We start from the raw sequence: 13,708 nt of genomic DNA on the forward strand, positions 1-13,708 counted from the left end.
GTGCAGCACCTCGTGGTGCGGGCCAGGGCGCGGAACGCGGAGGCGCCGCTGAGCGCGCCGTCCCGTGTGCCCACCCGTCCCGCCCCAGCGGGACGATTGCCCACACGGGCAGCGGGCGGGCGGGCCCACACGGGCAGCGGGCGAAGGCCCGGCGCGGGCAGCGGGCCCGCACGGGCGCGGGGTGCGGTCCATACCGGCGCGGGCCCTGCCCCGGGCCGTAGGGGCCGCCCCCCCCCGCCCCCCGTCGTCCCCCGTTCGGGTCACAACCGCTCACTCGCCGGACAGCACCCCCCGCCGCCCGTCACCCTGTCGTCCATGCATGCCACACCCCCGCCCCTCGCCGCCGACCCCGCCGCCCTGAGCCGCCTCCTGGGCACCGCCCTCGACGCACTGCGCGAGGGGGCCGACGTCAGGGGCGGGCCGCTGCCCGCGGGGGGCCCGGGGGCCGTGGCCCGGCGGGTGGCGGGGATCGGGGCCGTGCTCCCCGAGACCGGCAGCGGCCCCGACGAGGCCCTCCGCACCGTCGTCCGGGTCCTCGCCGAAGGCGCCGCCGACCCCGCCCACCCGCTCTGCGCCGCCCACCTCCACACCCCGCCCCTGGCCCTCGCCGCCGCCGCCGATCTGGCCGCCTCCGCGCTGAACCCGTCCATGGACTCCTGGGACCAGGCACCCGCCGCCTCCGCCCTGGAGGCCGCGGTCACCGCGGCCCTGGCCGCCGAGGTCTTCCCCGGCGCGGAGCACCCCGACGCGCTCGTCACCACCGGCGGCACCGAGTCCAACCAGCTGGCGCTGCTGCTCGCCCGGGAGCGGCACGGCCCGGGGCTGCGGACCGTCGTCGGCGCCAACGCCCACCACTCCTTCGGCCGCGCCGCCTGGCTCCTCGGCCTGCCCGAGCCGGTCACCGTGCCCACCCCGGACGGCATCCTGACACCGGCCGCCCTCGCCGAGGCCCTCGCCCGCACCGGAGGACCCGTCCTGGTCGCCGCCACCGCCGGCACCACCGACGAGGGCCTGATCGACCCGCTCCCCGCGCTCGCGGACGTCTGCACGGCCCACGGCGCGGAGCTGCACGTGGACGCCGCGTACGGCGGGCCCGTCCTCTTCAGCCGTACCCACCGCCACCTCCTCGACGGCCTCGACCGGGCCCGTACCGTCACCGTCGACCTGCACAAACTCGGCTGGCAGCCGGCCGCCGCCGGGCTCCTCGCCGTACGCGCCGCCGCCGACCTCGCCGTCCTCGGCCACACCGCCGACTACCTCAACGCCGACGACGACACCGAGGCCGGTCTCCCCGACCTCCTCGGCCGCTCCCTGCGCACCACCCGCAGACCCGACGTCCTCAAGACCGCCGTCACCCTCCGGGCCCTCGGCCGCACCGGCCTCGGCGCGCTCGTCGACACCTGCGTCGACCTCGCCCAGGAGTTCGCCGACCTGGTGGAGAAGACCCCCGGCCACGACCTCAAGGAACGGCCCACCCTCACCACCGTCCTCTTCCGGCCGTCGGGCGCCGACGACGAGACCGTGGCGGCGATCCGCCGCACCCTCCTCACCGAGGGCCGCGCCGTCCTCGGCCGCGCCGTCGCCGACGGCCGCCTCTGGCTCAAGGCCACCTTGCTCAACCCCCACACCACCCCCGGCGACCTGGCCCGGATCCTCACCCTCGTGACCCTCGCGGAAGGCAGCGCGCACCGATGACCGGCAGCACCCCCCAGCAGGACCTCGATCAGCCCCACGACCTGGTGGGCGTCGGCATCGGCCCCTTCAACCTCTCCCTCGCCGCCCTCGCGCACGGCGTCCCGGGCGGCTTCGCCGCCACCTTCTACGAGCAGCGGCCGGCCTTCCACTGGCACCCGGGACTCCTCCTCGACGGCGCCACGCTCCAGGTGCCCTTCCTCGCCGACCTGGTGACCCTCGCCGACCCCGCGAGCCCCTGGACCTTCCTCAACTACCTCAAGACCCGCGAGCGCCTCTTCCCCTTCTACTTCGCCGAGAAGTTCCACATCCAGCGCGCCGAGTACGACGCCTACTGCCGCTGGGTCAGCGAGAACCTGCCCGGACTCCACTTCGGCCACCAGGTCGACTCCGTCCGCTGGAACCCCGAACGGCGCCTGTTCGAGGTCGACTTCACCCAGCTCGACCCGGAGGGCGAGGCCGAAGCCCTGGGCCGCGCCTACACCCGCAACGTCGTCCTGGGCGTCGGCACCGAGCCGTACGTCCCCGAGCCGCTCCGGCCGCTCGCCGACGCCCCCGGCGTCCCGGTGATCCACTCCGCCGACTACCTGACCCACCGCGAGACCCTGCTGCGGGCCGGACACGTCACCGTCATCGGCTCCGGCCAGTCCGGCGCCGAGGTCTTCCTCGACCTGCTCCGGGCCCGCCCCGCCGGAGCCGAGCGGATCCACTGGCTGGCCCGCACCGAGGCCTTCGCCCCCATGGAGTACTCCAAGCTCGGCCTGGAGCACTTCACCCCGGACTACACCCGCTACTTCCACGCCCTGCCCGAGCCGGTCCGCGGCGAACTCATGCCCCGCCAGTGGCAGCTGCACAAGGGCATCGACGCGGACACCATCGCCGCCATCCACGACGAGCTCTACCGCCGCACCCTCCACGGCGGCTGGCCCGACGCCGTCCTCACCCCCGGCGTCCGGGTCCGCACCGCCGGACGGGTCGCCACCACCCAGGTCGAACTGCACCTGGAGCACGTGCAGGAGGGCAGCCGCTCCCGCCTCACCACCGACGCCGTCGTCCTCGCCACCGGCTACCGGGAGCGGCCGGTGGGCCGGATGCTCGCCGGTCTCGACCCGTACCTGCGCCACGACTCCGCCGGACGCCCCCGGATCGACGAGCGGTACCGCCTGGTCCTGGACCCCTCCGTCACCGGCTCGGTCTACGTCCAGAACGCCGAACGGCACACCCACGGCGTCGGCGCCCCCGACCTCGGCCTGGCGGCCTGGCGCAGCGCGACCATCCTCAACTCGGTCACCGGCGGCGAACCGTACCCGCTGCCGCGCCGCACCGCCTTCACCCGCTTCGGCCTGGAGGCGCGAGAGGCGCCGGCCATCCCGTCCCAGGACCGGAAGCTGACGCCCCTCGTACAGCACTGACCGACTAGAAGACCGGCACGCCGTCCCGGGTCAGCTTCCAGTCCACCGACGCGAAGGTGCCCGGGTCGACCGTCCCCTTGGCCTTCACCCACTGGATGATGGTGTTGCGGATCTCGTCCGAGTTGGCCCACAGCTGCTGGGCGCCCGCGACGTGCGGGAACGCGCCGCCGCCGCTCGCCCGGTAGTTGTTCACCGCCAGGACGAACCGCGCCGCCGGGTCGAGCGGCTTCCCCTCGAAGGACAGACCGGTGATCCGCTGCCCGACCGGCTTCGCGATGTCGATGTCGTACGTCAGACCGGACACGGCGTCGTAGTTGTAGTCCGGCGTGGCGTCCGCGTTCGTGAGCTTCGAGGTGTCGACGGGCGCGCCCGCCGGGGTCTGGACGTAGTACTTCGCCGAGTACTCCAGGTAGTCCTTCAGCTGGGCGCCCGTCAGGAGACGCGCCTCCAGCGTGTTCTCGAAGGGGTAGAGGCCCGCGGCGTCCTTGATGCTGATCTCGCCGTCCGGGATCCGGGCCGTGCGCGAGAAGCAGGAGGCCTGCGAGAGCACCGGCAGCGCGGCGTACGCGCCGCCCGCGAGGGCCGCCTTCACCGTCTCGGCCTGGACGACGTTGATCAGGTCGATGATCGGCTCGTCCTTCCACGGCGCGTCGGCCGTGGTCATGACCGCCGTCGACGTGCCGATGACCTGGTTGACGTACGCCACGACCTTCTTGTGCTCGTCGGCGAGCAGCCCGGTGATCTCCGGGTCCTCGGCGACGGTGTTGGAGTTGAGGACCTGCGCACCGGCCTTCTCGACCACCCAGCGGCCCTTCTCCCACACCAGGTCGAAATCGAAGAGGGTGAGGCGCTGGCCCCACTTCAGCGGCTCGGACAGGACGACGTCCTTGCCGGTCTCCTTGTTCTTCACCCGGTACTCGGGGATCTCCGTGTGCGCGTGCCCCACGAGGATCGCGTCGATGCCCGGAACCTGCTCGGCGACGAGGCCCGCCGCGTTCTCGATGTACGGGAGCTGGTCACCGTACGAGGAGGTGCCGCTGGAACCGGAGTGGGCCGAGACGATCACGACGTCGGCGCCCATGGAGCGCAGCTTCGGCACCCACTTCGCGGCCTGCTCCTCCAGACCGGGGAACACCATCCGGCCGGAGACGTTCGCCTTGTCCCAGATGGCGATGCCCGGGTTGGTCAGACCCAGGACCGCGACCCTGACGTCCTTCCCGTGCGGAGTGCGCAGGCGGTGCATGCTGTACGGGGCGAAGGCCGGGCGCAGGGTCTTGGCGTCGAGCGCGTTGGCACCGAGCAGCGGGAAGTCGCACTGCTCCTCGAACTTCCGCAGCACCGGGATGCCGTAGTTGAACTCGTGGTTGCCGAGCGCGGCGGCGTCGTAGCCGATCGCGTTCATGGCCTGCGCCATGGGGTGGACGGGACCGCGGCGGGCCGTGATCGGGTCGACCTTGGCGTAGTAGTAGGACAACTGGGTGCCCTGGATGGTGTCGCCGGCGTCGATGAGCAGGGTGTTGCGGCGGCCCTTCGCGGCGCGGACCTGGTCGACCAGGGTGGAGATCTTGGCGAGGCCGACATCGTTGTGCGCCTTGTCGTCGAACTCCTTGTCCGTGAAGTAGTCCCAGTTGAAGACGTTCCCGTGCAGGTCGGTGGTGCCCATCACGGTGAACGAGTACCGCTTCTGCGGACGCGGTCGGCCGTGGCCGTCGTGGGCCTCGGCGGGAACGGCGACCGCTCCGGCGACGGCCACTCCGGCCCCGGCGGCGGCCGAGCGCTCCAGGAACGTCCTGCGGTTCAGCGGCATCTGATCTCTCCCCTTTGGTTCTGTGGCGCCGGCGCCGACCGTGGCGCACAACGCGCGTAGATTCTGGCTCAGACCGCACGTCGGCAACAGACCTTTCGGGTTACGGAGTGGGAAAGTGTTCGGTGGACGATCGTTGCCGAACACGGAGGAGTCAGGCGTGACACACGCACACGGGACCCCGGACGCACCCCAGGTGACAGTGCGTGGAGAAGGCCGCCTGGAGATCGAGCCGGAGTTCGCCCGGATCTGGGTGACCGCCTCCGCACGCGGCACGGACCGCGCGGAGACGCTCGCCGACCTCACCCGCCGCAACGCGCGCGTGCTCGACCTCGTCAAGGCGCTCGGCGACGCGGTCGAGAAGGTCGAGACGGGAAGCTTCTCGCTCTCCCCGGAACTGACCAGGAAGGGGCGCGGCGAGCGGGTCCACGCCTACACGGGCCGGGTCCGCGTGGCGGCCGAACTGGCCGACTTCACCGCACTCGGCGAGCTCGTGACCCGGCTCGCCGACCTGGAGATGACCAGCGTCGACGGCCCCTGGTGGGAGCTGCGCCCGTCCTCGCCCGCGTACGCGGAGGCACGCCGCCTCGCGGTCGAGGAGGCCGTACAGCGGGCACGCGCCTACGCGGCGGCGCTCGGCACCTCGCTCGCCTCACTCCTCGAACTGTCGGACGCGGGTCTCGACCGGGGACCCATGCCGAGGCGCGCCACCTTCGGCACGGCGGCGGTGGCCTTCTCGGCGGAGGGGGCCGGCGAGGCACCGCCGCTGGACCTCGAACCGCAGCGGCAGACGGTGACGGCCGAGGTGGTGGCGCGGTTCACGATGGGCCCGCCCGCACTCTGAGACGGGCGCCCGGGGGGCGCGAAATTCGCTCATCGGAGCACCCCGGCGCACAGATTCAAGACTTGTCAACAACCTTTCACGGAAAGGTTGTTGAGTAGTCATGCCCAGCCAATTTCCTACTGGTCGGTAAGCCCTAGGCTCGACTCATGCGCCGAGCGAAAATCGTTTGTACCCTTGGGCCCGCCACCGAAACATACGACCAGATCAAGGCGTTGATCGAGGCCGGAATGGACGTGGCCCGCTTCAACCTCAGCCACGGCAGCTATGCCGACCACGAGAAGCGCTACCAGCACGTGCGCGAGGCCGCCGACGAGACCGGCCGCAGCGTCGGCGTCCTCGCCGACCTTCAAGGCCCGAAGATCCGCCTCGGCCGCTTCCACGAAGGTCCCGTACTCCTTGAACGCGGCGACGACTTCACCATCACCGTCGAGCCCGCCGAGGGAGACCGCCACACCTGCGGGACGACCTACTCCGGCCTCGCCCAGGACGTGACCGCCGGTGAGCGCATCCTCGTCGACGACGGCCGCGTCACCCTGGAGGTCACCTCCGTCGACGGCCCCCGCGTGCACACCCGGGTCATCGAAGGCGGCATGGTCTCCGACCACAAGGGCCTCAACCTCCCCGGCGTCGCCGTCTCCGTCCCCGCGCTCTCCGAGAAGGACATCGAGGACCTGCGCTGGGCGCTGCGCATCGGCGCCGACGTCATCGCCCTCTCCTTCGTCCGCAGCGCCCAGGACATCGACGACGTCCACCGGATCATGGACGAGGAGGGCCGCCGCCTCCCCGTCATCGCCAAGATCGAGAAGCCGCAGGCCGTCGAGAACATCGAGGAGATCGTCGCCGCCTTCGACGGCATCATGGTCGCCCGCGGCGACCTGGGCGTCGAGATGCCGCTGGAGCAGGTGCCGATCGTCCAGAAGCGCGCGGTCAAACTGGCCAAGCGCAACGCCAAGCCGGTCATCGTCGCCACCCAGATGCTCGACTCGATGATCGACAACTCCCGCCCCACCCGCGCCGAGGCGAGCGACGTGGCGAACGCGGTCATCGACGGCACCGACGCCGTGATGCTCTCCGGCGAGACCAGCGTCGGCCGCTACCCCATCGAGACCGTCCGCACCATGAGCCGGATCGTCGAAGCCGCGGAGGAGGACGTCCTCGCCAAGGGCCTCCCGCCCCTCACCGAGCGCAACAAGCCCCGGACCCAGGGCGGCGCCGTGGCCCGCGCGGCCGCCGAGATGGGCGACTTCCTGGGCGCCAAGTTCCTGGTGGCCTTCACCCAGTCCGGCGACACCGTCAAGCGGCTCTCCCGCTACCGCTCGCCGATCCCGCTGCTCGCCTTCACCCCGGACCCGGCGACCCGTTCGCAGCTCAACCTCACCTGGGGCGTCGAGACCTTCCTCGGCCCGCACGTGGACTCCACGGACGCGATGGTGGCCCAGGTCGACGAAGAACTGCTGCGGATCGGCCGCTGCCGGCCGGGCGACATCGTGGTCATCACGGCGGGCTCCCCGCCGGGCGTCGCGGGCTCCACGAACCTGGTCCGCGTGCACCACATCGGAGAGTCGCTGACGTAGGGGTCAGTGCTTGGGACCCACGTGCGCGTCCATGAGCGCTACGGAGGCTTTGCGGGCGACGGAGATGTTCTGCGCGGTGCGCGACTGGTTCGCGGCCTTCCAGTCGACGCCCACGCGGTCCAGGGCTCCGGTGAACAGCCCGATGATGTCGGTGGACGAGTTGGTGAAGAAGTAGCGGGGGTACTCGTACCGCTTCCGCTCGCCGCCGATGAGCCGGGTCGTCCAGTTCGTGATCCGGCTCCCGTCGGAGTGGACGAGTCCTCTGATGAAGTCCCACGGGTGCAGGTCGACGATCTCCCGCTGCCAGGCTTCGAGCACGATGCGCCGCTCGTGCTTCCTGCCGGGGCCGTGCTGAGGGAAGAGGCATGGGAGGTGCTTGGAATAGATCTTGACGTCCAGGCACCCCTGTCGCCGGACCTTCGATGCGTGATTGCCGGGCAGGACCGATTGCATGGCCCGCACACAGGCGTCGATCAGACCTGGCCAGGTGTCGGTGCACGAGATGGACAGGCTCGGAATCCGCATGGCCCGGCTGTGGGCGATGTGGCCGTCACCGAGGTAGAGCCCCAGCAGGTACGCGTACGCGGCCTCGTCGAGCTCTCGTCCGTCGCACCGTGGACACAAGGGGCTGTGCCTGCCTGGGCACTCGCCACGCTTCGCACGGTCCTTGTGCTTCCAGTAGCTGATGGTGCCCTGCGGGACGTTGAGCTTGCGTGCCACGTCCGCGTTCTTGGCACCGTCGCGCAGCAGTGCGAGTGCCCGCTGTCGGACTTCTGTGCTGTGGAAGTTCATGCGATTACTCTGCGCAATGAGTCATTGCCGTGTGCAGCAAAAAGCGGACATTCACGCGAAGGTGAACGTCCGCTTCGGAAGCTGTGCCGGGTGCGGGACTCGAACCCGCAAGCCCTCGCGGGCAGATGTGTTTGAGACATCCGTGTATGCCATTCCACCAACCCGGCAGATCGCCAATCGGAGTGTACCCGGTCACTGGTCCGGCCAGCAGCTAGGTAGGCTTCTCGGTGCAGCGCACTGCCCCGCAACGAGGAGCCCCCGTGACCGCCCCCGAGTCGCCCCAGCCCGCCGACGACGCCGAGGTGTCGCACGTTCCGCCGCTGACGACCCGCGTCGTCATCGCCGAGGACGAGGCCCTCATCCGCCTCGACCTCAAAGAGATGCTGGAGGAAGAGGGCTACACGGTCGTCGGCGAGGCCGGGGACGGAGCCACCGCCGTCGAGCTCGCCCGTGAGCACCGTCCCGACCTCGTCATCCTCGACGTGAAGATGCCCGTCCTCGACGGCATCTCCGCCGCAGAGAAGATCGCCGGCGAGTCCATCGCCCCGGTCCTCATGCTGACCGCCTTCTCGCAGCGCGACCTCGTCGAGCGGGCCCGGGACGCCGGTGCCATGGCGTACCTGGTGAAGCCCTTCAGCAAGAGCGACGTCGTGCCGGCCATCGAGATGGCCGTCTCCCGCTTCGCCGAGCTCCGCGCGCTGGAGCAGGAGGTCGCCGACCTCTCCCAGCGCCTGGAGACCCGCAAGCTCGTCGACCGCGCCAAGTCGATCCTGCAGACCCAGTACGGCCTGACGGAGCCGGCGGCCTTCCGCTGGATCCAGAAGACCTCGATGGACCGCCGCATGTCGATGCAGCAGGTCGCCGAGGCCGTCATCGAGGACGCCGAGGAGAAGAAGGCGGCCAAGGGGCAGTAACCGCCGCCCCCGCCCCGTACACGAGAAGGCACGAGAAGGCCCGCCCCACGGCTCTGTGGGGCGGGCCTTCGGTTCGTGGTGCTCAGTCCTCGCCGAGGTACGCCTTGCGGACGGACTCGTCGTGGAGCAGGTTCTGCCCCGTGCCCGAGAGCACGATCTTGCCGATCTCCATGACGTGACCCTGGTCCGCCAGGGCGAGCGCGGCCTGGGCGTTCTGCTCGACGAGCAGGATCGTGGTGCCCTGGGCCTTCAGCTCGGCGATCGTCGCCATGATCTTCTGCATCATGATCGGCGAGAGGCCCATCGAGGGCTCGTCGAGCATGAGCAGCTTCGGCTGCGACATCAGCGCCCGGCCCATGGCGAGCATCTGCTGCTCACCGCCGGAGAGCGTGCCCGCGGCCTGCTTGCGACGCTCGCCCAGGATGGGGAAGAGGTCGTAGGCGCGCTGGACGTCCTTGGCGATGCCGGGGGCGTCCTTCCGGAGGAAGGCGCCGAGGAGGAGGTTCTCCTCGATCGTCATCCGGGGGAAGATGTGCCGGCCTTCGGGGGAGTGGGCCAGACCCAGCGAGACGATCTTGTGCGCGGGGATCTTGCGGAGGGACTTGCCCTCGAACTTGATCTGTCCGCCGACCGGCTTGAGGAGACCCGAGAGGGTCCGCAGGGTGGTGGTCTTCCCGGCGCCGTTGGTGCCGATGAGGGTGACGACCTCACCGGCGTCGACGGAGAAGGAGATGCCCTTGACGGCCTCGATCTTTCCGTAGGCGACGCGCAGGTCCTCGACTTCGAGCAGTGCGGTCATGCGTCGTTCTCCTTGCCCGAAGCAGGGTCGTGCTTGGTGTCCTTCGAGGGCTCCTCGGCGGGCTCCTCGGCGGGCTCCGCAGAGGTCTCCTCGTCGGTCTCCTCGGCGGCGGTCTCCCCGGAGGGGGCGGCGTCGTCCGAGGGGGCCTCGTCGGCCGGGGCCTCGTCGTCCCCGTCGGCGGGAGCCTCGTCGGCGTCGTCGGCCTCGGGGGTCTCCGTGGTCTCCTCGGCCGCGGGAGCCGCCTCCGACTCGACCGGCTCGCCGAGGTACGCGGCGATGACGCGCTCGTCGCCCTGGACGGTCGCGCTGTCGCCCTCGATCAGCTTCTGGCCCTGGACCAGGACGGCGACCCGGTCGCAGAGGTTGAAGATGAAGCGCATGTCGTGCTCGATGACGAGCACGGCGACGCCCATGTCCCGGATCTTGAAGATGAGTTCCTCCGCCGCCCGCGTCTCCTGCGGGTTCATGCCGGCGGTGGGCTCGTCGAGCAGGATCAGGCCGGGGTCGCTCGCGAGGGCGCGGGCGATCTCCAGCTTGCGCTGCTCTCCGTACGGGAGGTTCTTGGCGAGGTGCTGCGCCTTGTCCTGGAGGCCGATGAACTCCAGGAGCTCCATGGCCCGCTGCTCGGCCTCGGCCTCGGTCTTCTTGAAGCCGGGGAGGCGGAGCAGTGCGGCCCAGAGGCCCTGCTTCATCCGGGTGTGGCGTCCGACGAGGACGTTCTCCAGGACGGTCATGTTGTGGAAGAGCCGGATGTTCTGGAACGTCCGGGCGATGCCCGCGTCGGTGACCTTGAAGGAGGTGGGCGGCAGGACCTTGCCCTTGTACCGGACTTCGCCCTCGGTGGGGATGTAGAGGCCGGTGAGGCAGTTGAAGAAGGTGGTCTTGCCGGCGCCGTTGGGGCCGATGAGGCCGACGATCTCGCCGCTGTTCACGGTGAGGTTCACGTCGCGCACGGCGGTGAGGCCGCCGAACCGCATGGTGACCCCGCGTGCGTCGAGCACGGGCGTGGCCGCGGCCGTCTCCGTGGCCGTCTCGGCCTGGTTGGTGGTGGTCGTCATGTTCAGGCACCTGCCTTGGCGAGCGTGGCGGGCGTCTCGTCCTTCTCGTGGAACTCCAGCTGGTTGCGCCGGTTGGCGATGATGCCCTCCGGGCGGAAGCGCATGAGCAGGATGAGCGCGACGCCGAAGGCGAAGAGCTGGTACTCGCCCATGAACTGGAGCTTGTTGGGGATGAGGAAGAGCAGGGACGCGCCGACCAGGGGGCCGCTCATGGTGCCCATGCCGCCGAGGACGACGGCTGCGAGCAGGAAGGCGGAGTTGGGCGGGATGGGTCCGGCGAAGAGGTACTGCTCCGGGGTCACCGTGTAGGTGACGTGGGCCTGCACGGTGCCGGCGAGGCCGGCGAGCGAGGCGCCCAGCGCGAAGGCGATGAGCTTGACGCGGAAGCCGTTGATGCCCATGGCGAGCGCCGCGGTCTCGTCCTCGCGGATGGCGACCCAGGCGCGGCCGATGCGGGAGTTGCCGCTGCGGCGGAAGACCAGCACGACGACCGCCATGATCAGCAGCATCAGGAAGAAGTAGTTCGCGAACCGGCCGATGGTGAAGCCGGCGATCGAGTGCTCGGCGCCGAAGTCGAACCCGAACATGCTCAGGTTCGGGATGGACGCGATGCCGTTGGAGCCGTTGGTGATGTCGGGGCCGGAGGTGCCGTCGGTGTTCATCACCGCGATGCGGAAGATCTCACCGAAGCCGAGGGTGACGATGGCGAGGTAGTCGCCCCGCAGGCGCAGGGTCGGGGCGCCGATGAGGACGCCGAAGACCAGGGAGGCTCCGGCGCCGACCAGGATGGCGGCCCAGAAGGGGAAGTGCACGCCGAACGGGGAGGTCGGGGCGCCCGAGACGAGGGCGGCCGCGTAGGCGCCGACGCCGAGGAAGGCGACGTAGCCGAGGTCGAGGAGGCCGGCGAGGCCGACGACGATGTTGAGGCCCAGGGCGACCGTGGCGAAGATCAGGATGTAGACGCCGAGCGTCGCGTACTGGTCGTCGGTCTGGGTGAAGGGGAAGAGCGCCGCGGCGGTGAACGCGCCCGCGATGGACAGGTTCTGGTGCTTGGCGGTGAGCTGCGTGGCCTGCGCGATGAGGCCCGACTTGCTGACGGCGGCGAAGCCGAGGCCTGCGGTGATCAGGAAGCCGAGGAACAGTTCGTCGTACTCGGTGCCGACGCCGTAGGTGAAGACGCCGAGCGCGACGGCGAGGACGCCCGCGATGATCAGGATCTCGAGGGAGGAGTGCATCGTGGGCAGTTTGCGGACCGGACCGGTGGCGGCGAAGGCCGCCTTGAAGTTGGTCCAGCCGTTGCCGGCGCGGTGCTTGAACTGGTCCCAGCCGGTGTCCTCGGGGTCCACGGGCAGCGTCTTCGGCCGCTCGTAGGGGAGGGCGAGGGCGCCGACGAGGGTGAGCAGGGCGGAGAGCGCGACGACCACGCCGCCGGGCTCCAGGTTCACCGGGCCGCCGAGTTCGACGCTGATGGCGCCGATCGTGAACCAGGTGGTGCCGAAGGTGGCGAGTGCGGCGAGCTTGAGGGCCGCGTCGCCGCCGGCCGGGGTCAGCCAGCCGGTGCCCTTGACGCCGTAGGAGGAGAGGGCGAAGAGGGCGGTGAGCAGGCCCAGGACCAGGACCTGCATCTGGAGGCCGGCGGGGGAGCCGTAGAACGTGAGGTCGCCGGGGAACGTGGACGTCCAGGTCCAGGCGAGGAAGCAGCCGGCGACCGTGAGGGCGGCGCCGCCCAGGGTGAGGGCGCGGGCGATCGGGGCCGGTACGAAGCCGATGAGACCGGTCGCGGGGGCCGGCTCGGGCGCGGTGGGCGCCGTCGTGTTCTCGGAGATGGTGGTCATGGTGCTCACGCCCTGTCCGCGACGCGCTCGCCGAGGAGGCCTTGTGGCCGGGCGAGGAGTACGACGATGAGGAGTACGAAGGCCCAGACGTCGGCCCAGGACTGGCCGCCGAGCTGATCCATACCGGGGATGTGGCTGATGTACGCCGTGGCCATGGTCTCGGCGATGCCGAGGACCACTCCGCCGATCATGGCTCCGTAGATGTTGCCGATGCCGCCGAGGACGGCGGCCGTGAAGGCCTTGAGTCCGAGGAGGAAGCCCATCTTGTAGTCGACGACGCCGTACTTGAGGCCGTAGGCGACGGCGCCGACGGCGGCCATCGCGGCGCCGAGGGCGAACGCGATCACGATGATGCGGTCGGTGTTGACGCCCATGAGCTTGGCGGTGTCCGGGTCCTGCGCGGTGGCCTGCATGCCGCGGCCGACGCGGGTCCGCATGACGAAGAAGGCGAGGACGGCCATGCAGATCGGGGCGGCGATCAGGAGGAAGACGTCGCCGGTCTGGATGGTGACGGGGCCGAGTTCGATCGGGCCGCCGGGGATCTGCGGGAAGGTCCGGGCGGACTTCGCCTCCGGGTACCACACCCAGACCGCGTACTGCAGGGCGAGCGAGAGGCCGATGGCCGTGATGAGCGGGGCGAGGCGGGGGCCACCGCGCAGCGGGCGGTAGGCGAACCGTTCCGCCCCGATGGCTATCGTGGTCGCGACGAGCACGGCACCGATGAGCATGACGGGCAGCGCGACCCACATGCTGGTGCCGCCGGGCAGGATGAGCCAGACCGTGAGCGCCCCGAAGCCGCCGGTCATGAAGATCTCGCCGTGGGCGAAGTTGATGAGCTGGACGATGCCGTAGACCATCGTGTAGCCGACGGCGACGAGCCCGTACATGGATCCCAGTAGCAGGCCGTTGACCAGCTGCTGCGGCAGTTCGTTCACCGCATTGTCCTCCGAGACTTTCGACGGATGTGACACCGCGCGGGGCGCC

11 protein-coding genes and 1 tRNA gene are annotated in these 13,708 nt (G+C 70.6%); 5 read left to right on the top strand and 7 right to left on the bottom strand.

Going from position 1 to position 13,708, the window contains the following annotated elements:
• Nucleotides 1–315: 315 nt before the first annotated feature.
• A complete protein-coding gene (locus ACFV2S_RS08275) occupies nucleotides 316–1,695 on the top strand; it encodes a pyridoxal phosphate-dependent decarboxylase family protein (protein WP_385555397.1) in 1,380 nt (459 codons plus the stop codon).
• Nucleotides 1,692–3,104: a lysine N(6)-hydroxylase/L-ornithine N(5)-oxygenase family protein gene (locus ACFV2S_RS08280; protein ID WP_385555399.1), complete on the top strand. Its 1,413-nt coding sequence runs from the start codon at nucleotides 1,692–1,694 to the stop codon at nucleotides 3,102–3,104. Before ACFV2S_RS08275 ends, ACFV2S_RS08280 begins: the two co-directional genes overlap by 4 nt.
• 4 nt (nucleotides 3,105–3,108) lie before the next feature.
• On the opposite strand, the gene ACFV2S_RS08285 is transcribed toward ACFV2S_RS08280, so the two are convergent.
• On the bottom strand, nucleotides 3,109–4,911 hold the full coding sequence (locus ACFV2S_RS08285) for a bifunctional metallophosphatase/5'-nucleotidase (RefSeq protein ID WP_385555401.1): 1,803 nt from the start codon (nucleotides 4,909–4,911) through the stop codon (nucleotides 3,109–3,111).
• 157 nt (nucleotides 4,912–5,068) lie between these two features.
• On the opposite strand from ACFV2S_RS08285, the gene ACFV2S_RS08290 reads away from it, so the two are divergent.
• Complete coding sequence (locus tag ACFV2S_RS08290; RefSeq protein ID WP_385555403.1) at nucleotides 5,069–5,752, top strand: SIMPL domain-containing protein; 684 nt, start codon at nucleotides 5,069–5,071, stop codon at nucleotides 5,750–5,752.
• 146 nt (nucleotides 5,753–5,898) lie between these two features.
• A complete protein-coding gene (gene pyk / locus ACFV2S_RS08295) occupies nucleotides 5,899–7,326 on the top strand; it encodes a pyruvate kinase (protein ID WP_385555405.1) in 1,428 nt (475 codons plus the stop codon).
• A gap of 3 nt (nucleotides 7,327–7,329) precedes the next feature.
• Here the strand turns inward: pyk and ACFV2S_RS08300 are convergent, their stop codons facing one another.
• Both ACFV2S_RS08300 and ACFV2S_RS08305 read right to left on the bottom strand, forming a co-directional pair.
• Complete coding sequence (locus ACFV2S_RS08300) at nucleotides 7,330–8,118, bottom strand: helix-turn-helix domain-containing protein (protein ID WP_385555407.1); 789 nt, start codon at nucleotides 8,116–8,118, stop codon at nucleotides 7,330–7,332.
• Nucleotides 8,119–8,202: 84 nt separating this feature from the next.
• Nucleotides 8,203–8,285 (bottom strand) — tRNA-Leu (locus tag ACFV2S_RS08305).
• 93 nt (nucleotides 8,286–8,378) lie between these two features.
• Here ACFV2S_RS08305 and ACFV2S_RS08310 point away from each other — a divergent pair.
• Complete coding sequence (locus ACFV2S_RS08310; RefSeq protein ID WP_385555409.1) at nucleotides 8,379–9,032, top strand: ANTAR domain-containing response regulator; 654 nt, start codon at nucleotides 8,379–8,381, stop codon at nucleotides 9,030–9,032.
• Nucleotides 9,033–9,114: 82 nt separating this feature from the next.
• Here the strand turns inward: ACFV2S_RS08310 and ACFV2S_RS08315 are convergent, their stop codons facing one another.
• Genes ACFV2S_RS08315 through ACFV2S_RS08330 form a run of 4 tightly spaced genes read right to left on the bottom strand, consistent with a single transcriptional unit; the run spans nucleotide 9,115 to nucleotide 13,659 of the window.
• Nucleotides 9,115–9,831 carry an ABC transporter ATP-binding protein gene (locus ACFV2S_RS08315; RefSeq protein WP_382859428.1) on the bottom strand — a complete coding sequence of 239 codons (717 nt, stop codon included), beginning with the start codon at nucleotides 9,829–9,831 and terminating at the stop codon, nucleotides 9,115–9,117.
• Nucleotides 9,828–10,889, bottom strand: a complete 1,062-nt coding sequence (locus ACFV2S_RS08320; RefSeq protein WP_385555412.1) for an ABC transporter ATP-binding protein — start codon at nucleotides 10,887–10,889, stop codon at nucleotides 9,828–9,830. Before ACFV2S_RS08320 ends, ACFV2S_RS08315 begins: the two co-directional genes overlap by 4 nt.
• Nucleotides 10,890–10,891: 2 nt before the next feature.
• Nucleotides 10,892–12,733, bottom strand: coding sequence for a branched-chain amino acid ABC transporter permease (locus ACFV2S_RS08325; RefSeq protein ID WP_385555414.1), 1,842 nt, complete (start codon nucleotides 12,731–12,733; stop codon nucleotides 10,892–10,894).
• The gene (locus ACFV2S_RS08330) at nucleotides 12,730–13,659 is read right to left on the bottom strand and encodes a branched-chain amino acid ABC transporter permease (RefSeq protein WP_329856596.1); all 930 of its coding nucleotides are present in this window, start codon (nucleotides 13,657–13,659) and stop codon (nucleotides 12,730–12,732) included. Before ACFV2S_RS08330 ends, ACFV2S_RS08325 begins: the two co-directional genes overlap by 4 nt.
• Between the last annotated feature and the right edge of the window lie 49 nt (nucleotides 13,660–13,708).

The sequence above is a fragment of the Streptomyces sp. NPDC059695 genome, assembly GCF_042733785.1.
GTDB lineage: Bacteria > Actinomycetota > Actinomycetes > Streptomycetales > Streptomycetaceae > Streptomyces.